Origin of the sequence: Alkalihalophilus lindianensis (assembly GCF_032843265.1) — a bacterium.
In the GTDB taxonomy this organism is placed as follows: domain Bacteria; phylum Bacillota; class Bacilli; order Bacillales; family Bacillaceae_D; genus Alkalihalophilus; species Alkalihalophilus lindianensis.
This window is the reverse complement of record NZ_JAWJBA010000011.1, coordinates 45,586-71,055: the sequence shown is the minus strand read 5'-3', so window position 1 is coordinate 71,055 and position 25,470 is coordinate 45,586. Positions and strand designations below refer to the sequence as shown.

Here is a 25,470-nt window from a genome sequence, read left to right as displayed (position 1 = left end):
TCCTTTATTAATAGGGGTTTTGCCTGTGTATAAACCTGTGAATAGTGTGGATATGTCAGAAAATTATACGAAAAGGCTGATTGTTATGTGGAAGAGAGTAAGTTGGTTATTACTAGTTATAGTTCTCCTTGTTCATATCCCAGTATCAGCGCACACAGACCCTAAGTTAACCGTAATTCTTGTACCTAGTCTTTCTTTTGAAGACGCTGAACTACTGTGGGAGCATGGAGAGAATCAACAGCTTTGGCAAAATGCTGCCTTAGGTGCCGTGAACGTTAAACCAGATGGACCATACTCCTATTTAAATAACATGGTAAGTTTGGGGAGTGGTGGGAGAGCGGTCGGTATCCAAGAATGGAATAGTTATGAAATAGATGAAATGGTCGAGCAGAATGTAACCGCCAATCAATTACTTATGCAGTTAAATGGGGTCTCTGCTTCTTATGGATTGGTGCATCCACTATTTCACCGTTTAGTGGATAAAAATCAACAGTCAACACATCAAGCGCAAATAGGGAGCCTTGGGGACTTATTAGACGCGGCAAATATTAATAGGTTTGTACTAGGTCACAGTGATACAAACCAGCAGAAGGTTAGATATGGGTCGCTACTAGCTATTGATTCAAAAGGAATAATAGATGGTGCGATTGCATCATCGGTTGAGAGCAATCAAAAATCAGCTTTTGGGATGCAGATGGACTCTGAACTACTTTATCAACAGTTCATCAACAAAGATGGATTACTTGTCATTGAATGGGGAGATCTTTATCGTTTGTATGAACAAAGAGTGTGGATGGATCAAAGTCATTTTAAAAAAGAGAGAATGCACCAATTAAAACGCTTAGAAGCATTTATCGCACGGCTTGTGAAGAAAGATAACGGAGAGATATGGCTACTCTCGCCGATGATGAATAAAGAAGCCTATGATAATAAGCAACAGTTAGCCCCTCTTTATATTTGGCACAAAGATAAAGGTGGGTATATCCATTCAGTTACGACAAATCAATCATTTCTTCTGAGCAATATTGATATTGTGCCATCAATCCTTTCTCACTTTGGGTTAGATGTACCATCTAAGTTACCCGGTAATAACATCATCATTAATGAACAGGAACAGCTTGATAAGGCAGTTGTCTTTGATCATGTAGACGAATTAACATTTATATACAAAACACGGGCAAACGTGCTTTCTACATATATCACTACCCTTGTATTGTTGTTAATAACAGCAGGAGGGTTAATGATTTTTAAAAGTCCTCAATTTCTGGGGCGCAATGCATTAAAAGTCATTATTCTATCTGCACTTTGCTCGCCATTACCTTTTTTGATAGGGGCAAAACTACTTATCCACACTGGGGTTGCTGGATTTGTTCTTTTTGTTTTAATCACTTCACTAGCTTGTGGATACTTGGTCAATCGTATGGGAACCTATTCGATTTCGATTATAGGAGGATTGTTATTTTTTTTCATTTCCTTGGATTTAGTACTAGGCACACCTTTTATGCAGCGCTCTTATCTTGGCTATGATCCTATTATTGGGGCAAGGTATTATGGGATTGGAAATGAGTATGCTGGAGTATATATTATTGCTGGATTAGCATTTTTAAGCAGTGTAAATTCTTCGAAAAAAAGTTGGATTGTTTTATCTGTGAGTTTCGTTATGCTTATCCAACTTATACTGTTAGGGCACAGTGAGTTCGGTACCAATGCTGGGGCTACAATATCTGCGGGAATTGCCTACTCAATTTTCCTCTACCGGCTATTGAATTTGAGGCTTTCTTTTGTACGCGTGATTTTACTCGGAGTGATTTCAGTCTTATTGCTGTTTTTCTTTTTATATATGCTACAATTAACTGGAAACAAAACACATATTGGGGCAGGGTTTAATCGTTTACTTGAAGGTGATTTCACCTACATTTTTAATACAATGGAGCGGAAGTTGACGATGAATTGGAAGATATTCAGGCATTCAAATTGGACACAATTATTTGTGACCAGTTATGTAGTTGTGATGGTCATGCTTTTTAGAAAGATATTATTAAAAAAGTATCAGATCCATGCATTAATCCTCCAAACGGGAGTGACTGCATCAATTGCTCTGCTTTTATTAAATGATTCTGGAGTTGTCGCTGCGGCAACGTCCATGTTTTGTGTCGTATCTATTCATTATTATTGGTTATTGGAACATAAGCAAAAAGGGGAGCATGAGATTGGAGAAAAAAATTAAACGAGCACGAATGCTACGTATAGGGGTGCTCGTCGTCTTAGCGGTTGGTTTATTACTGGACTACTTTCCTCATTTGGTTAACGGTGGTTTAGGAGGTAGGGGAACCTTTTTCTTACTATTAGTAGGTTTTGGTTTTGCTGTGGCAGCTGAAGTAATGATCCCACGTGATAAAAGAAGAAGACAAGGAATACCAATATGGGAGCATGATTTGTTTTTTATTTTTTATGTGATTGGTTTAATTGCTCTTTTCACCTACTTTGGTGGAGAATCTCAAGTTGGGTTAAGCATCACTCATCCTGTATTGTGGATTTTTGTTGTCTACGCGTTTATCAAATGGAATCTTGATCGTAAGTCTAGACCACAAGATGAAGAAGAAGAGATCAGTAAAAAAAATTAAAAGATCAAAGGCATTCACTAAATGAATGCCTTTGATCTTTTTTTATGATTTCTTATTCTGATTGCAATTCTTCCCATTCTGCCATTAACTGCTCAATTGAAAGTTTGTGGTGATCTATTTCTTGTTGAATCGATTGGGCTTGTTCATGGTCTGAGTAAATCTCAGGATCACATAGTGCTTCCTCTTGTGTCGCAAGGTTTGTTTCGAGATCTTCAATCTTTGTCTCGATTTCTTCAATACGACGTAAGCGTTGACGCTCTTGACGTTTTACTTCTTTATCCTGTGCAAAAGATTGTTTGTCCGTTTTTCCTTGAGTAGGGTCAGAAGCATGTGAAGATGACTGTACTTGTTCTTCTTTTTCTTTTAACAAAAGCCTCTGACGATTTTCTTCTTTTTTCTCTAGGTAATAATCATAGTCACCTAAATAATCCGTTACTTGTCCATTGTCTAATTCACATACTCTTGTAGCAAGTCGATTTAGGAAATAGCGATCATGTGAAACGAAAAGAAGGGTACCAGGATAGTTGATTAAAGCTGCTTCAAGCACTTCTTTTGCATCAAGGTCTAAATGGTTTGTTGGCTCATCTAGTATCAGTAAATTTGCTTTTTGCATCATTAATTTTGCTAAAGCGAGACGAGCTTTCTCTCCTCCACTTAAAGCTGATACAGGCTTTAAAACATCATCGCCTGAAAAGAGAAAGTTACCAAGAACGGTTCTGATTTCTTTTTCAGGTAGCAATGTATGGTCATCCCATAATTCGTGAAGGACTAATTTATTCGATTTGAGCTTTGTTTGTTCTTGGTCATAATAGCCAACTACAACGTTGCTTCCAAATCGAATTGTTCCATTTGTATAAGGAATTTGCTTCGTAATGGCTTTTAAAATGGTTGATTTACCAGCGCCGTTTGGACCGATCAAGGCGACACTTTCCTCCCGATTCAAATCAAGTTTAAGATTAGAGAAAATAGCCTCTTCGCCGTACTGTACTTCTAAATTGTCAATGCGTAAAACTTCATTTCCGCTTTGTCGTTCAATTTGAAAAGAGAAATAAGCGGATTTTTCATCTCCTTCAGGTCGGTCAAGTCTATTCATTTTTTCAAGTTGCTTACGACGACTTTGCGCCCTTTTAGTAGTAGACGCACGAGCAATATTACGCTGAACGAAATCTTCTAATTTAGCGACTTCACCTTGCTGTTTTTCATATTGTTTTTTCTCAAGCTCATAGCGCTTTGCTTTTTCTTCTAAATAGTGAGTGTAATTACCTACATATTTTCTAGAATGTGTACGTGAAATTTCAACAACTTGTGTCACAATCTTATCAAGAAAATAACGGTCATGAGAAACAATAAGGATGGCACCTGGATAACCTTGAAGATATTGCTCAAGCCATGTTAGCGTTTCAATATCGAGATGATTTGTAGGTTCATCTAAAATAAGTAAGTCTGGTCTCGTTAATAGGAGCTTCCCTAAAGCAAGCCTTGTTTTTTGCCCCCCACTTAGTGTTGAGATCTTTGTATTATAATCGAATGAATCAAAATGAAGCCCTGAAAGAACACTTCTAATATCGGCTTCGTATTGATAGCCACCCTTATCCTTAAAATCCAACTGCAACTGATCATATTCTGCTAATAATTTGTTGTAATTTGTATCGTTGTTTAATAGATCTGGGTCCGACATTTTCTGTTCCATTTCTCTAAGTCTTTTTTCCATTTTCATAAGAGGGGTAAAGACGGTGAGCATCTCTTCCCAAATAGATAGGCCGGATTCGAGTCCTGTATCCTGTGCGAGATAACCCATCTCAACATCTTTAGGACGGATAATATCCCCACTATCGAACGAGAGCTGACCTGCAATTGTTTTTAAGAGAGTTGATTTTCCGGCTCCGTTTCTGCCTACTAGTGCTACACGGTCGCCAGTTTGTACTTCTAGTTTAATGTTTGATAAAATCGGTTCTGCACCGAATGATTTTGAAAGGTTTACACATTGTAATAAAATCATGGGGTATCCCTCAATCCTTACATATCAGTAGTTTTCTTCGTTAAGTGTAACGTATATAGGATTAATCAACAACTTATTGACGAGTACGTAAAACGATTACATTATAGTGTAAATGGTGTACAATGATACTAATGTTTGTCTTATTTTGAAAAAGAATGACTTATTAGAACTAATCATACAGTGCTTGTGGACCATAGATCGTTTAAACAGAGACGCTAGGAGAGGAGGGAATTTTAATTGAAACCAGAACAAGCAAAAATTCCTCAAGCAACAGCAAAACGATTGCCACTCTATTACCGCTTTTTAGAGAACCTACATGCATCAGGCAAGCAGCGTGTTTCATCAACTGAACTAAGTGAAGCAGTGAAAGTAGATTCAGCAACGATTCGTCGAGACTTTTCGTATTTTGGAGCTCTTGGTAAGAAAGGATATGGCTACAATGTCAATTATTTACTTTCCTTCTTTAGAGAAACACTTGACCAGAATGAATTAACGAAAGTGATATTAGTTGGGGTGGGAAACTTGGGGACTGCTTTTCTCCATTACAACTTCTCAAAAAATAACAATACCCAAATCGAGATGGCTTTTGATGTTGATGATAAAAAAATTGGCACGGAAGTAGGCGGAGTACAAATTTACAATCTTGACGATTTAGAGAACATTTTAGATCCAGAAGTAACTGTAGCCATCCTCACAGTGCCCTCTCAAGCAGCGCAAAAGATTGCTGATCGACTTGTAGATGCAGGTATTAAAGGGATTTTGAACTTTACTCCAGCAAGGTTATCAGTTCCAGATTCAGTTAGAGTTCATCATATAGACTTATCCGTAGAATTACAGGCATTGGTTTATTTTTTGAAGCATTATCCGTTATAATAAGAGTAGATTGGACAAGGAGGTGCTACCTATGGGTTTAGGTGCAGGAAGTATTGTTATTATTGGACTTGTCGCATTGTTGATTTTTGGACCAAAGAAGCTGCCAGAGCTTGGGAAGGCAGCAGGAAATACATTGCGTGAATTTAAAAACGCCACAAAAGGCTTGGCTGACGAAGAGGACGATAAAAAGAAAACAACTAAAGATCAAGCTTAAGCAGGAAGGGTTTATAAATGGAAGCACGTGATATGTCGGTAATGGACCATATTGGAGAGTTGCGACGTCGGATTATGATCGTCGTTGTATTCTTTCTAATTGCACTCATTGCCGGCTTCTTTTTAGCCACACCGTTAATTACGTATCTACAAAATGCACCGACTGCGCAAGATTTATCGATGCATGCTTTTAAGATGACTGATTCTATTAGAGTCTTTATGACATTTGCCTTTGCAAGTGCTCTAATTATTATTTTTCCTGTGATTTTATATCAATTATGGGCTTTTATTAGACCGGGGTTGCATGAGAATGAACAAAAAGCTACTCTAGCTTATATTCCTATTGCTTTTATTTTATTTCTAACAGGAATTGCTTTTTCTTATTTCATTTTATTTCCGTTTATTATTCATTTTATGAGCGATTTAGCGGAGAGATTGAATATTACTGAGCATTACGGAATTAATGAGTACTTTTCTTTTTTGTTCCAAATTACATTGCCATTTGGATTGTTGTTTCAGTTACCAGTAGTGGTCATGTTTTTGACTAGATTAGGTCTGATCACCCCAGCTTTCTTATCGAGCGTGCGAAAACTGGCTTACTTTTTATTACTAGTGATCGCCGGCTTTATCACACCACCTGAGCTGTTGAGTCATTTGATGGTTACGTTGCCTCTGTTACTTCTATATGAATTCAGTATATGGGTATCAAGGTTGACCTATCGAAAGGTGTTACGAGCTCAGCGTTTAATGGAAGAAGAGGAAAAAAATCAACATAAGAAGTAGGTCAAGCTGTTAAGCGTTATTCGCTTAACAGCTTTTTTGTAGACTTGCGATAATTTTACATAACAATCTCTGATTGAAATTGTTTAATCAAACGTTTAATTGGGAACTTAACAAGTGGAGAAAGGAGGAAAATCATGAATAGGGCATCAAGTACTACAGAACAATTAAAGGATAATTTAATTGAAAAGATAATCGCTTTTGGTGTATATAAAGTCCAAGGTCGTCAATTATTTGAGTTAACATTACAAGAAATTGAACGAGTTTATCAGTCTTTAAAACAACGCCAAAATCAACATATATAAGAAAGTGGCGAAAAGCTCAACGGATGTGACTTTTAAAAAGTAGTATCTGTGGGGCTTTTTTTGATTTATGAATCTTTAATTCATGCTATGATAAAAGAAAATCTTTCGATAGACGAAATGGTGTGTATATTATGGGGAAACTATCTAGCAAGTGGATGGTGGTAGTAGCCGTACTTCTGGGCTCATTCACCATGATTTTAAATAATAGTATGTTAAACCCAGCAATTCCTAAATTGATGGAAGTATTTGATTCAGATGCAGTAAGTACTGGGTGGGTCATTACTATTTTTATGGTAACAATGGGAATGACAGTCCCTGTAACGGGGTATCTAGGTGACCGATTCGGTAAAAAAAAGCTGTATTGTATCGGGCTTGCTATTTTTGTATTAGGTTCCGTCCTCGGTTCTTTTTCTTGGAATCTTTCATCGTTAATCATCTTTCGTGGTCTCCAAGGGATTGGTGGAGGCATAATGATGCCACTTTCAATGGCCCTTATCTTTGAGGCCTTCCCTAGAAATGAGCGAGGAATGGCCACAGGGGTCTGGGGAATTGCCGCAATGATGGCTCCTACGATTGGACCAACGGTTGGTGGCATTTTGCTTGAGACTACGAGTTGGCATTACTTGTTTTGGTGCAACGTCCCGATTGGCTTACTTGGCTTGTGGTTTGCCTTTAAATATTTGCCAGTGACTGCTGCTAATAAGAAGGTTCACTTTGATTTATGGGGGTTTGTAACGGTTACAGCAGGGGTGGGTGCGATACTGCTCGCTTTAGGTAGAATGTCAGAGCTTACTCACTTATTGATGCCTCTTAATATAGGTCTCGTATTCTCGGGTGTGATTCTACTCATTTCATTTATTCAAATTGAAAAGCGCGTTGATCAGCCTTTACTTGATTTATCTCTATTCCGTGTACCAGCTTATACATATAGTGTCATTATAGCTGGAACAACTTCGATCAGTTTATTCGCAGGGATCTTTTTAATTCCACTATTGATTCAACAAGTGTATGGTCTAAGTGCGATTATGACGGGACTTATCTTCCTTCCCTCTGCTTTATTAACGGGTTTATTTATGACGATAGGTGGAAGAATCTTGGATCGAAAAGGCGCAGGTGGCATCGTGACAACAGGACTTCTCATCCTTTCTATTGGAACATTTGCTTTAGGATTTCTTACTTTAGAAACCTCGCTTCTTTTTATCTTTATTATGATGGCCATTAGAGGGGTTGGAACTGGTTTTAGTACTATGCCAGCGACAACAACTGGCATGAATGCAATACCGGATCGATTGATTTCAAGGGGCTCAGCCATGAATAATGTGATGCGCCAAATGAGTTCGGCGTTAGGGATTGTTTTTATTTCTATATATTATGAGGTGAGACGGGGCCAACTGGTTGGTGCGATCTCGATTGAAGAGGCAAGTCTTAAAGCGATTAATGAAGGGTTTATTGTAGTGGGTCTCATCACGGCTTTATCGATTCCTGCCGCCTATTTATTAGAAAAGAGTTCTAAGAAAGAACTTGAAAAAGCTTCATAGAAGATGAGAAAAAGACTAGAAATAATTGGTCTTTTTCTCATAGATTTGATATTGTGATCAATTTCACATAGTTGTCATAAAAAGATAGGTTTCGACCTTTGTCATTATGGTAATGTGTAATCATATACCTTTTTAAAAAGATAATTAAGTATGTGAATGATTGAGCAAAGGCGCAGATAAATGTTTGTTTTAATTGGGGAGGGAATAGGATGATTGAATACGATCCGGTCTTATATAGTCGTATTTTGACGGGACTGACTTTAGGTTATCACGTTATTTTTGCAACGATTGGGGTGGGTATACCACTATTAATTGCTCTTGCTGAGTGGATAGGGATAAAAAAAAATGATGAACACTACCGTTTGCTTGCTAGACGGTGGGCACGTGGGTTTGTCATTACGGTTGCTATAGGTGTGGTAACAGGTACTGCGATTGGCCTTCAACTTAGCTTGTTATGGCCAAATTTTATGCAAGTTGCAGGTCATGCGATTAGTTTGCCGATGTTTATGGAGGTCTTTGCCTTCTTCTTTGAAGCGATTTTTCTAGGAATCTATCTTTATACATGGGATCGCTTCAAGAACAAGATGCATCACTTCTTATTATTAATACCGGTTGTTATCGGAGCCTCGGCTTCAGGTTTTTTCATTACGACGGTGAATGCATTTATGAATTCACCAACAGGGTTTGAAATTCAAAACGGTGTTATTACAAATATTAACCCCATTGCGGCAATGTTTAATCCAGCTACACCAACAAAAGTGGCACATGTATTATCATCAGCCTACTTAACGTCAGCCTTTGTGTTAGCTGCCATTGCTGCTTATGCCCTGTTAAGAGGGAAAAATCACGTCTATCACAAGAAGGCTCTGCATCTTACAATGACTGTAGCTGCAGTCTTTGCAGTAGCTACAGCTTTAATTGGGGATCTATCCGGCAAATATCTAGCCGAATATCAACCAGAGAAATTAGCGGCTGCAGAGTGGCATTTTGAAACATCGACAGAGGCACCTCTTGTATTGGGTGGTGTACTAGATGAAGATCAAAATATAAAATATGCACTTGAGATTCCTTATGCATTAAGTATTTTAGCTCATGGTTCTCCAACTGCTGAAGTGATTGGCTTAGAGGAGTTTAATCAAGATGAATTACCACCACTAATCGTTCATTACTTCTTTGATGCAATGGTAGGGATTGGAATATTTTTAGCTTTCGTCTCCATTGCTTATGTAGTGATCAAACGCATGCGGAAATGGAATGAACATAACCGTTTATTGTTATGGGCCATCTTACTAGGGGGACCGCTATCAGTTATTGCTATTGAAATGGGTTGGTTCTTTGCTGAAATTGGTCGCCAGCCATGGATACTAGTGGGGTACATGACAACTGCAGAAGGCGCTACAACGTCTGCACATGTTGATCTGATGTTATACTTGTTTATTTTGCTCTATTTAATCTTAACCGTATCATGTATTACAGTTTTACGAATGATGTTCAAATCAAATCCGGTAGAGCGAGAGCTTAAAAACCGAGGCATTGAATAGGGAGGAGAGCGACCATGGATTATGAATTAATAGGTATTACCGTTCTGTGGACCTTTCTTTATGGCTATTTAATCGTGGCGTCGATCGATTTCGGCGCCGGTTTTTTCAGCTATTTCTCAAGTGTCACAGGCCGTGAGCATATTGTAAATAAAGTCATTAACCGTTATTTATCTCCAGTGTGGGAAGTCACGAATGTGTTTCTTGTTTTCTTTTTCATTGGGATTGTCGGTTTCTTCCCATCAACAGCGTACTATTATGGTACAGCACTTTTAATTCCAGGTAGTATTGCTATCATTTTACTAGCCATACGTGGTTCATATTATGCTTTTCATCATTATGGAGAAAAGGGAAGTAAGTTTTATCAGTTTTTATATGGAGCTACTGGATTATTAATTCCGGCCTCTTTATCAGTTGTTTTGACGATTTCTGAAGGTGGATTTATTGTCGTAGAATCGGACCATGTATATCTTGATTACGCCACCTTGTTTTCAAGCTTTTATTCTTGGACTGTGGTCATACTAGCCATTGTAAGTGTGCTCTATATCTCAGCTTGTTTCTTAACTTTCTATGCTTATAAAGCACGTGATATGGATGCATTTAAAGTATTGCGTGGATATGCGTTATTTTGGAGTTTCCCAACGATCATGGCAAGTATACTTGTATTTTTTTCCTTAAACGAACATAATCCTACTCACTTTGAGAATATGGTAGACCTTGCTTGGATGTTTAGTTTATCTTTTCTCTTCTTTTTAGGAGCTGTGTATTATATTTGGAAAGAGAAGAACTTAGGGCTTTCGTTTATCTTTGTCATGTTACAGTTCGCGACTGCGTTCTATGGATATGGAGCATCTCATTTGCCATATCTTCTATATCCGCACCTCACGATCTATGATGGTTTCACAAACGAGGCAATGGCGATTGCGCTTATTATTGCCTTTATAGCTGGCTTGTTTCTCTTGATCCCTTCTTTATATTTATTGATGAGATTATTTTTGTTTGATAACAAATATGTGCAAGGTAAAAAGTAAGGAGGATAAGAATGGATTTTTTCTTAATTATGATTGCGCCTCTTTTGATTGTGATCATCTGCATCGCTCTATTGTTTTGGTGGGGAGCAAAAGGTAAGGCTCCTTATCAATAAATGCTGCCACCGATGAGTATTCGACTTGTCGGTGGTTTTTTATTTGTTATTAGGATAATGGTACTATTGTAGGGTAAACTATGTAGAAATTTGTAGGTTATCAGCCTTATTTTGGAGATTTTAGTTTAATCCCTTGTTGGAAGGGTATAGATTATCAGTTATTTTTACAAGATGTATCAAAGTTTATTAATGGAGGTATGAAGGATGAAGGGGTATTTAAGCTTGCTAGTGGGGCTTTGCATACTTGGTTTGGTCGCTTGTGGCCAACCAACTGAAAGCGCTACGAATCAGATGAATTCATTCCAATTTGATCAGTTGCCGAGTGCAGATATTTCAGAGAAGATGAAGGTTTATTTATGGGAGGAAGGAGAGCGAGTGCTCCCATTTATTGCTCATGAAGAGACTCCTGAGCTTACTGAAAAGCATGATCAATTATTAGAATTAGTAATGAACGAAGAAGAACTTCACCAATCAGCTTATGATAATCGTTTCACTATAGAGGAAAATGTATTAGGGTCAGAGTATGAAGGTTGGCAGGAAATTGAACTCATTGTAATGGATGATCATGTTTTTTCTACTTCCCCCTTCTTTCAGTTGAATGAAGCACAATATAAAAGAACGGTGGCAATCAATTCACTACGATCACGTACCAACTCATATAAGAATCAAATTCAACTTAATCGATCAATGAACCTTAAAGATGAAGATATTCTTGGTTTATAATAGTGACAAGGTCCACCCTCCTAGAGCAGTAAACTGTTTATCTAGGAGGGTTTGTTATGTAGATTAAAGGTATAGGCAGAAGGCAAACGAGGTGGAGAGATGTTAACAAAGTTATTAGCACAAGAAATCGTAGAGCGAACAATTGAGATCATTGGCTACAACGTAAATGTGATGGATAAAGACGGTATTATTATCGGAAGTGGAGATAAAAGTCGCTTGTATGAATTACACGCTGGAGCAGTAGAAGCTATTGCTAAAGGGGAGGAAGTAGAAGTAAGCGATGAGGATGTAATAAGACTGAAAGGGACAAAGACGGGGATTAACCTGCCTATTACATTTAATGGAGAAATTGTTGGTGTTATTGGGGTAACAGGACCACTTGAGGATATTCGAGGGTATGGCAAGTTAGTCAAAATGGCGGCCGAACTTTCGTTAAGCCAAGCGTTCTTAACGGCTGAACTCCAATGGGATACTCGTCACAAAGAAGAATTAGTTAGACAAGTCGTTGAAGGGAAAGTAGATAATTGGAACTTGTTTTTAACGAGAGCTGAATCGCTCGGATTGGTGATTGAATTTCCGTGTGAAGTTCTTTATATAGAAGCACCACATTCGTTAAACCGTTCTAAAGAAGAACAACAAAAAGAAGCATTGAAAGAACTGTTAAAAGCACATGGCGAGCCAATTCAGATTCAAAAAGATCAATATATCCTTTTCTTGCTTGAAGGAAGAAGAATAAATAAAGAGCAGCTGATTCAGATCGTTCAAAGATACGAGCTAGAAATAGGTTGTGGAATGATGATTGACACCATACAAGAGTTATCCACATCTTATCAACAAGCTTTTGACTCGTTGCAAGTAGGAAAGCTTCGTGACTCAAATACAAGAATACATAGATATGAAGACCTGTTACTAGACGTTTGGTTGTATCGAATCTATCGATTATCAGATGCGGAGCATGTAAAGAAAGTAATTTTACCATTGAAGAAGGATGATTTATCGATTCAGCTAATGCAAACGTTACAGAAATATATCGAAGAAAACGGTGAAATACAACAAGTGGCATCCTCTCTCTTTGTTCATAGAAACACGATTCAATACCGCCTGCAACGAATTGCGGACATCACTAAAAAAGACCCAAGAAACCTCCAATCCCTACTTGAGCTGTATATTAGTTTGAAAATAGATCAATTCGATTCGAATTCAAAGTAGCTATATATTGTGCACATGACTAAAAAATCTTTAGTTATTGAAGAGTTATTTAGTTTAAGTGCACAATGAATGAATAGTAGAAAACGCTTACAATAGAGGAGAGCAATGTTGTGAGGGGGAGAAAATGATGGATGTGCAAGTAACAGCTATTGGAGCCTTAGTAGGGTTAATCATTGCAATCGTAATGATTTTACGTAAAATACCACCTGTATATGCGCTAATGACAGGTGCATTAGTAGGTGGACTTGTAGGCGGAGCATCGGTGATTGATACGGTTGACTTGATGATTGGTGGAGCAGGTGGCATTATTCCTGCAGTACTTAGGATATTGGCAGCTGGTGTGTTGGCTGGGGTTTTAATTGAATCGGGAGCAGCAGCGACCATTGCTGAGGGGATTGTCAAAAAGGTGGGACAAACTCGTGCGCTACTAGCCCTAGCTATTGCCACAATGATTTTAACAGCAGTTGGAGTTTTTGTTGATGTGGCCGTTATTACTGTAGCACCTATTGCATTAGCAATTGCGAGCCAAGCCGGCTTATCAAAAACTGCGATTTTACTTGCAATGGTTGGTGGCGGTAAAGCAGGAAATATTATGAGTCCTAATCCAAATACGATTGCTGTATCAGAAGCATTTAATGTACCACTTACATCGGTTATGGCAGCAGGGATTATTCCAGCTGCATTTGGTGTGACGGCTACTTATTTGATTGCAAAGCGTCTATCTAAAAAAGGTTCAGCCGTTCAGTTAGAAGAGGTCGAATCAAAGAATGCCGCGGGGGCACCATCATTTGCGGCTGCCATCGTAGCTCCACTTGTAGCAATTGTGCTGTTAATGTTGCGGCCACTATTTGATATTGTGGTCGATCCAATGATCGCCTTACCTTTAGGTGGATTGATTGGTGCACTTGTGATGGATAAATTTAAAATGATGAATCAATACGCTATTTCTGGTTTAAATAAAATGTCAGGTGTTGCGATTTTACTAATAGGAACGGGAGCAATTGCTGGTATTATCTCAAATTCAGGCTTGAGAGATGTGCTTATAAACGGTCTTGATGGCCTAGGCTTGCCAGCTTATGCCCTTGCACCTGCTTCAGGGATATTCATGTCAGCAGCTACAGCATCGACGACAGCAGGTTCAGCTGTAGCAAGTAGCGTGTTTGGCGCAACGTTGCTTGAGTTAGGCGTTGCCGGTCTTGCCGGTGCTGCGATGGTTCATGCCGGCGCAACCGTCCTTGATCATCTTCCGCACGGTAGTTTCTTCCATGCAACAGCAGGAAGTGTAGGTATGCAAATGAATGAACGCTTAAAACTTATTCCTTATGAGTCGCTCGTGGGCTTAATTATGGCGATTGTTTCAACGTTAATCTTTGGTGTATTCCAGTGGTTCTTGTGATGAGTATACTTGTGGAAGGGAAGCGAGTAGGATGAAAAAAATAGTGATTGCACCTGATTCGTTTAAAGAAAGTTTTTCTGCTCTTGAAGCGGCTAATGCAATTGAAAAAGGCTTTAAAGGCATTTTTCCTGATGCTGAGTATATAAAAGTTCCAATGGCTGATGGAGGAGAAGGGACTGTCCAATCGTTGGTTGATGCCCTTGATGGTACAGTTAAAACGGTAAATGTAATGGGTCCTCTTGGTGAGTCGGTAAGTGCAAGCTATGGATTATCGGGAGATCGGAAAATAGCTGTGATAGAAATGGCAGAAGCATCGGGCTTATCACTTGTACCAACTGAACAACGAAATCCATTAATAACAACCACATATGGTACGGGACAATTAATCGCAGATGCCTTAAATGAAGGGGTAGAGCATATTATTGTTGGAATAGGAGGAAGTGCCACGAACGATGGCGGTGCAGGAATGGCACAAGCATTAGGAGTGAAGTTACTAGACTCAAACGGGGAAGAAATTCCGTACGGAGGGGCGGCATTAACCAACCTAGAATCGATAAATGTAGATGACCTTCATCCTAAGCTAGCTGAGGTAACAATTGAGGTTGCTTGTGATGTAGATAACCCACTTCTTGGAGAACAAGGAGCATCAGCTATCTATGGCCCTCAAAAGGGAGCAACGAAAGAAATGGTACAGCAGCTAGATAAGGCATTAGCTCATTATGCTAATGTGATTTCACAGCAACTAAATAAGGATGTAAAAGACATTGCTGGTGCCGGAGCTGCGGGAGGTCTAGGTGCAGGGTTGCTTGCCTTTTTAGACGTAAGGTTAGAATCTGGAGTTACTTTAGTGCTTGAAGCCACTCATTTTACCCAAAAGATAGTGGGAGCTGATCTTGTCATCACCGGTGAAGGAAGGCTTGATCATCAAACCATCTACGGGAAGACGCCAATTGGTGTAGCAAGGGCGGCTAAAATGGAAGGTATGTCTGTAATTGCGATTGCTGGGGGGCTTGCACCAGGTCATGAGACGATTTATGATCAGGGGATTGATGCAGCTTTTTCACTTGTTCCTGGGATCACCACATTGAATGACGCACTAGAAAATGGCTTAGAGTATTTAGAATTAACAGCTAAAAATCTTGCTACCATGATAAAAGTAACGGCTAAATAAGAGCGAATCCTTGTACTTATCGTAATGATAGTGCAAGGTTTTTTTATGATCGACAAATTTTTTACAGAATGAGAAGATAGATGGAAAGTAATTAAATGGGAGGAATAGTACGTGCGATCGTTTCGTTTAGGCTTTTCATTGATCTTTTGGGGGCTATTTATTGCTCTTTTAGACTTTGAGATTAATTTAGTATCAATCTTACCTGGATTTATAGGATTTATCTTTATTTTATATGGCATACAAAAGGTAGGGAAAGAAGACAATAAGATAAAAAAGCTAGTTCCATGGGTATATGGGTTAATCCCCTTAAGTGCAATGGAATGGTTTTCTTCCTTCTTTATTCGTCCTAATGAGAAAATGGAGGAAGCGGCTTTGCCAATAAATCCTTTACTCCTTGGTTGGTTTTCTTTGTTGGAAATTGCATTATTAGTGGTGACGATTTTGTTTGTGGTCAAATTAATGAATTATTACATTGATTTGTTGAAGGAGCGCAAACAGTTCGAATGGCATGAGCGTTTCGTCAGTAGAAAGTTGTTCTATGTATGGACCCAGGTCGCTTTGGTCGTCCTTCTCCCTTTAGCGGCCATCCATATGGTTATGGCGGTGCTGTATATTGTCGTTATCCTTTTCGTATTAATAGGAGTGGCTCGAATCTTAATGAGTGCCTACCGTATCAAGCAACTATCTGAAGTTATTTGGGAAAACTCGGACCAAAATTAAGAAATAAAAACATGACCGTGTCCTAATTGACACGGTCATGTTCTTATTCATCTTTTTTCTTTTGTTGCTTTTGAATTTGCTTTATTACACGTCTGATCCGGAAAAAACGATAGGCGATCAAGAAGTCAAAAGCCGCAAACCCGATAATTAAATATGCCCAAAAATCCCATCCAGTTTGCTCAACTTTCAGGATCGCAATATAAACAACTAGTACTCCCAGTGTGAAGTACATTAGGGCCATCGCAGTTGGAGAAACCCTCATAATAATCCCCCGATAATCAATGATGTTTGTTGTACTTCTTCTAACCTCTCAACCCAATCTTCAAGTTGGTCTGCCAAAAGGACATTCACTACAGCTACAAAGAGGTTTAAGGCAACATGTGCCAAAATAGGGACGAGAATGCGTCCGGTTTTTACATAAAGATAAGCGAACACAAAGCCCATTGCTGTGTAGACAAGAAGGTGAGTGAAATCAAAATGAATAGCAGCAAATATGAACGAGCTCACAAAACCTGCAATCCAAAAGTTGAATCGTTTATAGAGTGCTCCGAAAATGATTAAACGAAACACAATTTCCTCTAATATTGGACCAATAATCGCTACAACGAATATGAAAGCAGGGAACGCTTTAGCCATTTCTACAATGGCTTCTGTGTTTTCTGATCCTGGCTCAATACCAAGCGCGTACATTTCAATTAAAGCTGCAGCGTACTGAGCAGCAAATACCATGAAAATACCAATGATTGACCAACGGACTGCTTCGCCTCGCGTGGAGCGACCTCGCACTTGATGTCTATTGCGCATATCTGGGACAAGAAGGAACAGAATAATGATTAGGCCTAAAGAGAAGCTAATGATACTCCAAATTCCTGGAATGCGCTCAAACGGTACCTCCATTTGCATTAACAGCAAGGTGCCAGGAATTGCAGAGAGTTGCATCAGTACATATGTAATAAGGATCCACCAATAACGAATATTCAATATGCTAACTCCTTTTTAAAATTTCTTATCTATTCAATCTATATATTTTACCATAGCTACTTTAGAAAGACAGAAGGAATGCTTAAGATGAACGCGAATACATAGTAGTGGTTTCAATTGAGTGTACTTATATCTTGCTCTAAAAGTAAATCATTAAGAAAAATCAAAAAAAGTATGGTAAAGGACTTGCAAAACGAGAGTGTAATGATTATTATAATAATTGTGTTAGCACTCAATGTGACCGAGTGCTAATAAGTCTATTACATAGGTCTTGAAGGAGGGTGTTTTCCTTGTTAAAGCCATTAGGTGATCGTATTATCATTGAGCAAATCGAATCTGAGGAAAAAACAGCGAGCGGGATTGTATTACCTGACTCTGCAAAAGAAAAGCCACAAGAAGGTAAAGTAGTTGCTGTTGGTACTGGTCGTGTGACTGACAACGGAGAGCGTATTGCACTTGAGGTTAAAGAAGGCGATTCTATCATTTTCTCTAAGTATGCTGGTACAGAAGTGAAGTACGGTGGAGTTGAATACTTGATCCTTCGTGAGAGCGATATTCTCGCAATCATTGGTTAATGAATAAGTAAACTAGGGTTATATACACAATTTTCTAGGAGGTTGAAATCATGGCTAAGGATATTAAATTTAGCGAAGAAGCACGTCGCTCTATGCTACGCGGTGTAGATGCACTTGCAAACGCAGTTAAAGTAACACTTGGACCAAAAGGACGTAACGTTGTTCTTGAAAAGAAATTTGGTTCTCCTTTAATTACAAATGATGGTGTTACCATTGCAAAAGAAATTGAACTGGAAGATGCATTCGAAAACATGGGTGCTAAGCTTGTTGCTGAAGTAGCGAGCAAAACAAACGATATCGCTGGTGACGGTACAACAACGGCAACTGTACTTGCACAAGCAATGATTCGTGAAGGCCTAAAGAATGTTACATCTGGTGCAAACCCGATGGTTATCCGTAAAGGAATCGAGAAAGCAACTGCTGCTGCTGTAGCTGAGCTTAAAAGCATTGCTAAACCAATCGAAGGTAAAGAGTCTATTGCACAAGTTGCTGCAATCTCTTCTGCTGATGAAGAAGTTGGTCAAATCATTGCTGAGGCAATGGAGCGTGTTGGAAACGACGGCGTTATCACAATCGAAGAGTCAAAAGGATTCTCTACTGAGCTAGAAGTAGTTGAAGGTATGCAATTTGACCGCGGTTATGCTTCTCCTTACATGGTTACTGACTCTGATAAGATGGAAGCTGTACTTGATAATCCTTACGTGCTTATCACAGATAAGAAAATTGCTAACATTCAAGAGGTACTACCTGTTCTTGAGCAAGTTGTTCAACAAGGTAAGCCAATCTTGATCATTGCTGAAGATGTTGAAGGTGAAGCTCTTGCAACACTTGTTGTGAATAAACTTCGTGGTACATTCAATGCAGTAGCTGTTAAAGCTCCTGGTTTCGGTGACCGTCGTAAAGCAATGCTTGAAGATATCGCTACACTAACAGGTGGAGAAGTGATCACAGAAGATCTTGGTTTAGATCTTAAGTCTGCGAACATCACTCAACTTGGTCGTGCTAGTAAGGTTGTTGTAACGAAAGAAAATACAACAATCGTAGAAGGTGCAGGCGAAGCTGATCAAATTGCAGCTCGTGTAAACCAAATCAAGGGACAATTAGAAGAAACAACTTCTGATTTCGATAAAGAAAAATTACAAGAGCGTCTTGCAAAACTTGCTGGTGGCGTAGCGGTACTTAAAGTTGGTGCTGCAACTGAAACAGAGATGAAAGAGCGCAAGCTTCGTATTGAAGATGCACTTAACTCAACTCGCGCAGCTGTTGAAGAAGGTATCGTAGCTGGTGGTGGTACAGCGCTTATTAATGTAATCAAAGCAGTTCAAGCTGTAGCTGCAGATGGTGACGAAGCAACGGGTGTTAACATCGTTCTACGTGCACTTGAAGAGCCAGTTCGTCAAATTGCTCACAATGCTGGACTTGAAGGTTCTGTTATCGTTGAGCGCCTTAAGTCACAAGAAGTTGGCTTCGGATTCAACGCAGCAACTGGCGAGTGGGTAAACATGGTTGAAACGGGTATCGTTGACCCTACTAAAGTTACACGTTCTGCACTTCAACACGCAGCAAGTGTATCTGCAATGTTCTTAACAACGGAAGCTGTTATCGCTGATAAGCCTGAGGAAAACGAAGGCGGCGGCATGCCTGATATGGGCGGCATGGGCGGTATGGGTGGAATGGGCGGCATGATGTAATGTCGTTCTGAAAACCCTAATTTAATAGGGGTTTCGGAGTCGTAAAGGAAGTTAAATAGCTGTTTTGACAGACTTTTGACAGACTTTATTGACTCCAAACACTTTTCATGAGGTCACTGAATTTTTCAGAGGCCTCTTTTCTTATTGTCTTGGTCACGTGCATATAGACTAATTTCGTTGTCTTATCATCGGCATGTCCAAGACGGTCCATGATCCCCTCTAAACTAACACCAGCTTCAGCTAATAATGAAGTGTGAGTATGGCGAAGAGAGTGGGGAGTTAGTTTGCTATTTAGTTCTACTTTCTTTAATAAGGACTTCATGCGACGTTCAATCGTCTTTATAATCTCTGGATACCCCAAATGCTTCTTATAATTGGTAAAGATAAAATCCCCATCATAAAAACCATCACGATGAGCCATTTTCACTTGGTTCTGGATGCCTTTAAGTTTCTTTAATTCCTCTAAGACAAAACCATCAAGATGAATGGTACGTTTAGATCGTTTCGTTTTAGGAGGTAGCAACTTATATTTGGGTAAGTTGTTTGTAGGATTATAAAGGGTTTTAGTGATACTAACCGTTTGATCCTCAAAATTAATATCACTCCACTTTAAAGCACAAAGTTCCCCTGCTCTCATACCAGTGTAAGCCAGAGTGATGAAAGTGAAATAATCATTTTCAATACCATGTTCTCTTGCTGCTTCTAAGAATAGATTTAATTCTTCTTTTTCAAGATATTTGATTTTCTCTTCCTCTTGTTCAATCTCCTCAACCGTTTTAATCGCTTTCGTGTAGAGGTGGAAGTAAAGGTGATCTCATGAAATGTATCTATCCTAACGGTATGTAGCTAACAAAAGAGCAAGCAATCCTATTTGGTGAAAGGTTAGCTGTTTGTGTAGAAAAAGTGTTTAAGATCATAAAAGAGATGTGGGAGCAAATCAAATCAACCATTAATACTCTTCATATTAAGTATAAGGCTATCAATCGTAACAACCGAGTTAAAAGGCGTAGCCATACAAGGTTAATCATGAAAAGCCAAGTGATAGACCGACGCCCTTTGATAAGGGTGGCCAGGAGCTGTTGTTAATGAGTAAGCCAAGTTGGATGGACGGCTATATAAAAGAGCTCCAAACGAATCAAAAAGCAATCGAATTTACAGCTGATGATGATCATATGACGCTGATCCACTTGCTCTCTAAACGGTTAGTGCTTGGAGGTAAAATAGCAGCTACCTTATCTGGTGAGTATAAACGGACCTACGCTGCAAGGAAGCAAATGCATGCTGAAGCTTATCTGAAAGCAGCCAAGAATAAAGCAGCTGTTGCGGAAATGGCCATAGTTGAAGTTAGAAAGAAGCCTATGAAGACATAAAGCGGTGGAATAACGCTTTCGATAGCACGAAAGAAGAGATTAATGCTCTTAAATATAAAGTGAAGATTAGCTTGGCGGACGGATCAGGGCAGAATTTTTAGGGAGGGTTACATGTGAAAGACGCGTATACGATGTTTTGTGGTAATTGTGGATGGTTCAGACCAATACCAGATGTAGCGATGAAAGGTATCATGAGTGTAGCTTCACATGTGCAGTGGGTAAATTGTCTTGAATTAAACGAGGTACCGCGATCGTTAAAGTATATTGCGTTGGATATGAGGGAGGGTTAAATGGCTATTAATCAAAAAACATTAAAAAGAGCTACTTTTAAACATATAGAAGCTGAATTAATATGCTATCACGAAACCAAAAAAGAGATAAAGCGCCTAAGAGAGAGTATAATATATGATACTGAGTTAAATGACAATGTGGGAATGGGTAAGAATAGTTATAGAATACCCTCTCGCCCAACGGAACAAATTGCTACAAGATTAATAGCTACTAAAATTATACGAAATTTAGTAGAAATTTCAGATGCTATTGAAAGCATTTACAGTTGCTTAGATGAAAATCAGAAGAAACTGATTAAGATGCGTTACTGGAGCGGAAGAAATAGAGTTAGTTGGAAGATGATAGATTTAGAGTTAAATTTAGGTGAATGGACAGTGTATAGATACCAACAGTTAATTATTGAAGCTATTGCAGAAAGAATTGGCTGGCGCTAGAGGAGCTAGAGGAAAATATCTACATGCAAAAGTTGAAGCCCCCCTGCTTTTTAAAGCGGGGGGAAGTAATATTACTGATAATTAGATTCTCATTATTTAGTTGTCATTCCTAATATAAGGTTTAGTGGCTGTATAAATAAAGTATATAATTAATATTATTAAGAAACCACTATTGAAAGAAAAGTCTGATGTCCCATTTATAGTGTTAAATGACATCGCAATAAGTATTATAAGAACAGGCAAAAATGAGAATACTATTTGCCACCTTTTATTCCACTTCATACCCTTCTTTGTATTTATTGCTTTAATCACTACCCAACATCCAAATAATAGAAGAGCTATAATAATAATGGTCTCACCTGGAACAATCCACGCTGAAATGAATCCTTCACTAACTAAAGCAACACCCATAACGAGGATCATTAAAGTCCATGCTATAACTTCTAAAACTCTCAAGTCCAACACCTCCATAGTTATTAAAACATAAAAGAAAAAGATAAAACCTGAATATTAATATATTAATATATTAATATTCAGGTTTTTTAAAAAAAATATATGATACTATTACATTATTCTAACATAGGAGGAAGAATAATGAAGATTAAAAAAGTTTTGTTTTTATTACTTATTTTTCTAGTAGTATTTACTGCAGTTCCACTTCAAGGGCTGGCAAACAATGGTGGTTTTGAAAGCGAAACAGTCTATGAGTATGAGTACAAAGGGTTATCTTTTACTGGGAATTCTGAATTAACAGAAGAACAAATCGCAGATTTTTATTATGCTGTTACAGGTGAAGCTCGAGAGCATGGAGAAGTAAGTGTTTTTTCAATTCCAGGTGGTGGTAACGGAGGAACTATTGTAGGAGGAAAGGACAGGTTTAGAGTAGATAGAAGTGACATTAGATACGTAGCTAATTGGATTTTAGGAAAAAATCTTACAAGAATGACACAGCGGTTCATAAAAACTCAAAATACTATTGTCAACTTTACAGTTGGTTATTTAACTGATAGGGTTGCGAAGTATTCACCACGAGATATGTATCGAGAATACTGGACTTGGAGAGTAAGGGTAGCGAATGGAACTTCAAGCGGATGTATTGAAGAATATCAAACTTTAGTAGAGTATGACTTAAATTGGGCAAATAGAGTTTCTGTTAATTATTATAAAGTCGCATCCGGTTGCTAATACATAAAAACAGTAGGCACACCTGCCTACTGTTTTTTACTATTTACTTAAATCTTAAACAAGTATTTTTGAGTCTCTAATTGGCAGTATGTTGGCAGTTTTAAAGAGCGAATCCAAGATATAATGATAAAGGTATGAATAGTAGGTTCGAGGCTGCTTAGATGACAAAAACAAACTAAAAGTTTTAAAACATCCATTTTCTTTCACTAAGTATTTATTCTAAACCGCTCACAGACGGGGATTGCCGTAAGGAATTTGTGAACCAATCAAATCCTGATGAGTGTACAGCGTCTATCCAATGCGAGGGTAGGCGCACTTTTTTGTGGAAATTTGATAGAAAGTAAATAAAGGGCAGGTATATTCTACTCTTTTGGCGAAATGAATATGGCTGAGGGGGCATATAATGGTTTTTAGAAAAAAAGAGATAGATAAAAAGAATCACATGATCCATATTCATCATTTATATTACATGGTTATTATTTTTGCATTAGTTATTGCTAGTTTCGTGGTGTACATAGTAGGTGGTGGTGATGCTGCCGGTAGAATGTTGAACTTTGCAGCTACACTTGCTTCAATTATACTAGCTGTTATTGCAATCTTAATGACGATTGTTGATTTAGGTGGTCAAAGAAATACTATTGCTGATCTGAAAGAAACTGCCAACACGCTTTCTGAGAATTTAGAGAAAGCTAATGACAGTTTAAGTGATATTACTAATCTCAAAGATGATTTGATGAATTCTATGATTAATATTCAAAATAATAATAATGAGAACTCTTCTAAATTAGAGGAATTGATCGAAAGGTTTTCATCGGGTAATAATGGTGATGAAAGTAAACATAGTGAAAAAATCAAGGAGCTAATTGATGAACTGAAAACGATGAAGGTGAAATACAATAGGGCTGTTGAAACTCCGATAGAAAGATATTATCCTTATAACAGTCGTAGTCTAAACTATCAATCTTTAAGTAAACTAATTAAGAATATATTGAAAGATGGTAATCCGAGGAGTATGGACCAGATAATGCAGATTCTAAATGAGTTGGACATAAGTGTTACACGAGCAAAGGTGAGAGTAAGCTTAAAGTATTTAATTGATGAAAAAGCAGTTCAACACGACGGAGAGGGTCGCTATTCGATAAGTGGAGAACATGATATCGAAGTTTGATGTCTTTAATTTTCAGAGAAATTGAATGTGAATTATAATGCTTAAAAAGAGGGTGATTCTAAGGAGTCTCTCTCTTTTTGCGTGTTAAGGAGTAAAAGGGGATGAGGTGATATGTAATGAAACTGACAGAGAAGCAGAGACGTTTTGTTGACTATTATATCGAAACAGGAAATGCCAGTGAGTCAGCTAGGAGAGCAGGGTATAGTCAGAAGACAGCGTTGCGTATAGGGCAAGAAAACATGCAGAAACCTGCAATTCGTGCTTATATAGACGAGAGGCTAAAAGAACTAGAGAGCAAACGTGTCGCCAGTCAACAAGAGGTGATGGAGTTTTTGACTTCTGTAATGCGTGGTGAAGTTACTGAGCCTGTACCCATTCTTGATGGAGAAGGTACACAGCGGGTGGTTAATCTCATTCCTAGTGCCGCTGCTCGGAAAAGTGCAGCTGAACAGATCGGCAAGCGCTACGGTATGTGGACTGAAAAGAAACAGCTTGATATAACTGGTGCTGTTACGTTCCTTGATGATATAGGTGAGGAAGATGAATAAGCGGTTATCTGAACTATTCCCTCCTGCATTCCGTTCACTATGGAGAGCTGCAAAAGATCCTGATACGTTAAATGTAGTTGCTAAGGGCGGACGTGGTTCCGGTAAATCATCTGATATAGCCCACGCAATTACTCTACTGCTAATGAGATACGCTATTAATGCCGTGGGCATACGTAAGGTAGATAATACAATCGAGTTATCGATATTTGAGCAAATGAAATGGGCCATAGAGGAGTAAGGTGTTTAAAATAAATAAATCTCCTATGCGGATCCCCTATAAGCCGAGAGGTAACTATATGGTGTTCCGAGGGGCGCAAGAGCCAGAGCGTATTAAGTGCTTGAAGTCAGCTAACTTTCCTTTTGCTCTTGCTTGGATAGAGGAGCTTGCGGAAGTTAAAACAGAAGAAGGCGTCACAACCGTTACTAACTCCCTGTTACGTGGAGAACTAGGTAATGGTCTTTTTTATAAATTTTTCTTCTCCTATAACCCACCTAAACGTAAGCAATCGTGGGTGAATAAGAAGTATGAATCATCCTTTCAACCAGCTAATACATTCGTACATCATTCCACATACTTAGATAATCCTTTTATCTCGAAACAATTTATAGAGAAAGCGGAAGCTACCAAAGAAAAGAACTTAAAGCGTTACGCGTGGGAGTATCTAGGTAAAGCGGTTGGTTCGGGCGTAGTTCCGTTTAATAATCTTAATGTCAAAGCGGGATTGAAATGGTTTACAGATGAAGAGAGGACTTATATTTGTCTTTTATCAACGTTGCTTCTCTATATCTTAGTTTTTGTGTAAATTGACAGACTGACATACTAAATGACAGACCAGTGCCAGATTAATGCTTATATCTGTAGATATCCTATTAAGTGATTAAGGTAGAAAATTGAGTAATAACAGACGTCATTACTTTCATATAGATTACCGCCTTTCTTCTATTATATAGCGATAAGGGAAGGGCGGCATGATGTAATCTGGCCCTTAAACCC

28 protein-coding genes and 1 pseudogene are annotated in these 25,470 nt (G+C 38.5%); 24 read left to right on the top strand and 5 right to left on the bottom strand.

Annotation, left to right across the window (positions count from 1 at the left end; genetic code table 11):
* Positions 1 to 25: 25 nt before the first annotated feature.
* Positions 26 to 2,227, top strand: coding sequence for a glycosyltransferase family protein (locus RYX56_RS19980; protein ID WP_317123793.1), 2,202 nt, complete (start codon positions 26 to 28; stop codon positions 2,225 to 2,227).
* The gene (locus RYX56_RS19975; protein WP_317123792.1) at positions 2,211 to 2,624 is read left to right on the top strand and encodes a hypothetical protein; all 414 of its coding nucleotides are present in this window, start codon (positions 2,211 to 2,213) and stop codon (positions 2,622 to 2,624) included. The genes RYX56_RS19980 and RYX56_RS19975 overlap by 17 nt, the downstream gene beginning before the upstream one ends.
* A 52-nt stretch (positions 2,625 to 2,676) precedes the next feature.
* On the opposite strand, the gene RYX56_RS19970 is transcribed toward RYX56_RS19975, so the two are convergent.
* Complete coding sequence (locus RYX56_RS19970; protein WP_317123791.1) at positions 2,677 to 4,623, bottom strand: ABC transporter ATP-binding protein; 1,947 nt, start codon at positions 4,621 to 4,623, stop codon at positions 2,677 to 2,679.
* Positions 4,624 to 4,860: 237 nt separating this feature from the next.
* On the opposite strand from RYX56_RS19970, the gene RYX56_RS19965 reads away from it, so the two are divergent.
* The 13 genes from RYX56_RS19965 (at position 4,861) to RYX56_RS19910 (ending at position 16,233) form a co-directional block, all read left to right on the top strand.
* The gene (locus tag RYX56_RS19965) at positions 4,861 to 5,496 is read left to right on the top strand and encodes a redox-sensing transcriptional repressor Rex (RefSeq protein ID WP_317123790.1); all 636 of its coding nucleotides are present in this window, start codon (positions 4,861 to 4,863) and stop codon (positions 5,494 to 5,496) included.
* Between the two features lie 31 nt (positions 5,497 to 5,527).
* Positions 5,528 to 5,710, top strand: coding sequence for a sec-independent protein translocase protein TatAY (gene tatAY, locus RYX56_RS19960; protein WP_047972965.1), 183 nt, complete (start codon positions 5,528 to 5,530; stop codon positions 5,708 to 5,710).
* 17 nt (positions 5,711 to 5,727) lie between these two features.
* Positions 5,728 to 6,492, top strand: a complete 765-nt coding sequence (tatC, locus tag RYX56_RS19955; protein ID WP_317123789.1) for a twin-arginine translocase subunit TatC — start codon at positions 5,728 to 5,730, stop codon at positions 6,490 to 6,492.
* A 134-nt stretch (positions 6,493 to 6,626) separates the two neighbouring features.
* Complete coding sequence (locus RYX56_RS19950; protein ID WP_317123788.1) at positions 6,627 to 6,794, top strand: Fur-regulated basic protein FbpA; 168 nt, start codon at positions 6,627 to 6,629, stop codon at positions 6,792 to 6,794.
* 131 nt (positions 6,795 to 6,925) lie between these two features.
* The gene (locus RYX56_RS19945) at positions 6,926 to 8,332 is read left to right on the top strand and encodes an MDR family MFS transporter (protein ID WP_317123787.1); all 1,407 of its coding nucleotides are present in this window, start codon (positions 6,926 to 6,928) and stop codon (positions 8,330 to 8,332) included.
* Positions 8,333 to 8,541: 209 nt separating this feature from the next.
* Entirely contained in the window at positions 8,542 to 9,873 is a 1,332-nt protein-coding gene (locus RYX56_RS19940; RefSeq protein WP_317123786.1) for a cytochrome ubiquinol oxidase subunit I, read from the top strand.
* Between the two features lie 14 nt (positions 9,874 to 9,887).
* Entirely contained in the window at positions 9,888 to 10,901 is a 1,014-nt protein-coding gene (locus RYX56_RS19935; RefSeq protein WP_317123785.1) for a cytochrome d ubiquinol oxidase subunit II, read from the top strand.
* Between the two features lie 11 nt (positions 10,902 to 10,912).
* Entirely contained in the window at positions 10,913 to 11,014 is a 102-nt protein-coding gene (cydS, locus tag RYX56_RS26245) for a cytochrome bd oxidase small subunit CydS family protein (protein ID WP_439108518.1), read from the top strand.
* 204 nt (positions 11,015 to 11,218) lie between these two features.
* Complete coding sequence (locus RYX56_RS19930) at positions 11,219 to 11,737, top strand: hypothetical protein (protein ID WP_317123784.1); 519 nt, start codon at positions 11,219 to 11,221, stop codon at positions 11,735 to 11,737.
* Between the two features lie 99 nt (positions 11,738 to 11,836).
* Positions 11,837 to 12,946 (top strand): CdaR family transcriptional regulator, encoded by a 1,110-nt coding sequence (locus RYX56_RS19925; RefSeq protein WP_317123783.1) that lies wholly within the window; start codon positions 11,837 to 11,839, stop codon positions 12,944 to 12,946.
* Positions 12,947 to 13,073: 127 nt separating this feature from the next.
* A complete protein-coding gene (locus tag RYX56_RS19920) occupies positions 13,074 to 14,342 on the top strand; it encodes a GntP family permease (protein WP_317123800.1) in 1,269 nt (422 codons plus the stop codon).
* A 31-nt stretch (positions 14,343 to 14,373) separates the two neighbouring features.
* The gene (locus RYX56_RS19915) at positions 14,374 to 15,513 is read left to right on the top strand and encodes a glycerate kinase (RefSeq protein ID WP_317123782.1); all 1,140 of its coding nucleotides are present in this window, start codon (positions 14,374 to 14,376) and stop codon (positions 15,511 to 15,513) included.
* Between the two features lie 111 nt (positions 15,514 to 15,624).
* The gene (locus RYX56_RS19910) at positions 15,625 to 16,233 is read left to right on the top strand and encodes a hypothetical protein (protein ID WP_317123781.1); all 609 of its coding nucleotides are present in this window, start codon (positions 15,625 to 15,627) and stop codon (positions 16,231 to 16,233) included.
* A 43-nt stretch (positions 16,234 to 16,276) separates the two neighbouring features.
* Here the strand turns inward: RYX56_RS19910 and RYX56_RS19905 are convergent, their stop codons facing one another.
* Together RYX56_RS19905 and RYX56_RS19900 are read right to left on the bottom strand one after the other, a co-directional pair.
* Positions 16,277 to 16,495, bottom strand: coding sequence for a YdiK family protein (locus RYX56_RS19905; protein WP_047973048.1), 219 nt, complete (start codon positions 16,493 to 16,495; stop codon positions 16,277 to 16,279).
* A complete protein-coding gene (locus tag RYX56_RS19900; RefSeq protein ID WP_317123780.1) occupies positions 16,492 to 17,214 on the bottom strand; it encodes a CPBP family intramembrane glutamic endopeptidase in 723 nt (240 codons plus the stop codon). Before RYX56_RS19900 ends, RYX56_RS19905 begins: the two co-directional genes overlap by 4 nt.
* A 290-nt stretch (positions 17,215 to 17,504) precedes the next feature.
* Here RYX56_RS19900 and groES point away from each other — a divergent pair, with 290 nt between their 5' ends.
* Positions 17,505 to 17,789, top strand: a complete 285-nt coding sequence (gene groES / locus RYX56_RS19895) for a co-chaperone GroES (protein ID WP_317123779.1) — start codon at positions 17,505 to 17,507, stop codon at positions 17,787 to 17,789.
* A gap of 50 nt (positions 17,790 to 17,839) precedes the next feature.
* Positions 17,840 to 19,480, top strand: a complete 1,641-nt coding sequence (groL, locus tag RYX56_RS19890; RefSeq protein WP_317123778.1) for a chaperonin GroEL — start codon at positions 17,840 to 17,842, stop codon at positions 19,478 to 19,480.
* An 85-nt stretch (positions 19,481 to 19,565) separates the two neighbouring features.
* Here the strand turns inward: groL and RYX56_RS19885 are convergent, their stop codons facing one another.
* The gene (locus tag RYX56_RS19885) at positions 19,566 to 20,222 is read right to left on the bottom strand and encodes a site-specific integrase (RefSeq protein ID WP_317123799.1); all 657 of its coding nucleotides are present in this window, start codon (positions 20,220 to 20,222) and stop codon (positions 19,566 to 19,568) included.
* 343 nt (positions 20,223 to 20,565) lie between these two features.
* Here RYX56_RS19885 and RYX56_RS19880 point away from each other — a divergent pair, with 343 nt between their 5' ends.
* The 3 genes from RYX56_RS19880 to RYX56_RS19870 all read left to right on the top strand — a co-directional run bounded on the left by RYX56_RS19880 (position 20,566) and on the right by RYX56_RS19870 (position 21,575).
* Positions 20,566 to 20,850, top strand: coding sequence for a hypothetical protein (locus tag RYX56_RS19880; protein ID WP_317123777.1), 285 nt, complete (start codon positions 20,566 to 20,568; stop codon positions 20,848 to 20,850).
* Between the two features lie 113 nt (positions 20,851 to 20,963).
* The gene (locus tag RYX56_RS19875; protein ID WP_317123776.1) at positions 20,964 to 21,140 is read left to right on the top strand and encodes a hypothetical protein; all 177 of its coding nucleotides are present in this window, start codon (positions 20,964 to 20,966) and stop codon (positions 21,138 to 21,140) included.
* Positions 21,141 to 21,575, top strand: a complete 435-nt coding sequence (locus RYX56_RS19870; protein ID WP_317123775.1) for a DUF722 domain-containing protein — start codon at positions 21,141 to 21,143, stop codon at positions 21,573 to 21,575. It begins immediately after the preceding gene.
* A gap of 96 nt (positions 21,576 to 21,671) precedes the next feature.
* On the opposite strand, the gene RYX56_RS19865 is transcribed toward RYX56_RS19870, so the two are convergent.
* Positions 21,672 to 22,031 (bottom strand): hypothetical protein, encoded by a 360-nt coding sequence (locus RYX56_RS19865; protein ID WP_317123774.1) that lies wholly within the window; start codon positions 22,029 to 22,031, stop codon positions 21,672 to 21,674.
* Between the two features lie 138 nt (positions 22,032 to 22,169).
* On the opposite strand from RYX56_RS19865, the gene RYX56_RS19860 reads away from it, so the two are divergent.
* The 4 genes and pseudogenes from RYX56_RS19860 to RYX56_RS19845 all read left to right on the top strand — a co-directional run.
* On the top strand, positions 22,170 to 22,760 hold the full coding sequence (locus RYX56_RS19860) for a hypothetical protein (RefSeq protein WP_317123773.1): 591 nt from the start codon (positions 22,170 to 22,172) through the stop codon (positions 22,758 to 22,760).
* Between the two features lie 403 nt (positions 22,761 to 23,163).
* Positions 23,164 to 23,928, top strand: a complete 765-nt coding sequence (locus RYX56_RS19855) for a hypothetical protein (RefSeq protein ID WP_317123772.1) — start codon at positions 23,164 to 23,166, stop codon at positions 23,926 to 23,928.
* A 116-nt stretch (positions 23,929 to 24,044) separates the two neighbouring features.
* Positions 24,045 to 24,476: a terminase small subunit gene (locus RYX56_RS19850; RefSeq protein ID WP_317123771.1), complete on the top strand. Its 432-nt coding sequence runs from the start codon at positions 24,045 to 24,047 to the stop codon at positions 24,474 to 24,476.
* Positions 24,469 to 25,192: pseudogene (locus RYX56_RS19845) on the top strand (PBSX family phage terminase large subunit); the annotation flags it as partial. The gene RYX56_RS19850 and the pseudogene RYX56_RS19845, both read left to right, overlap by 8 nt.
* Between the last annotated feature and the right edge of the window lie 278 nt (positions 25,193 to 25,470).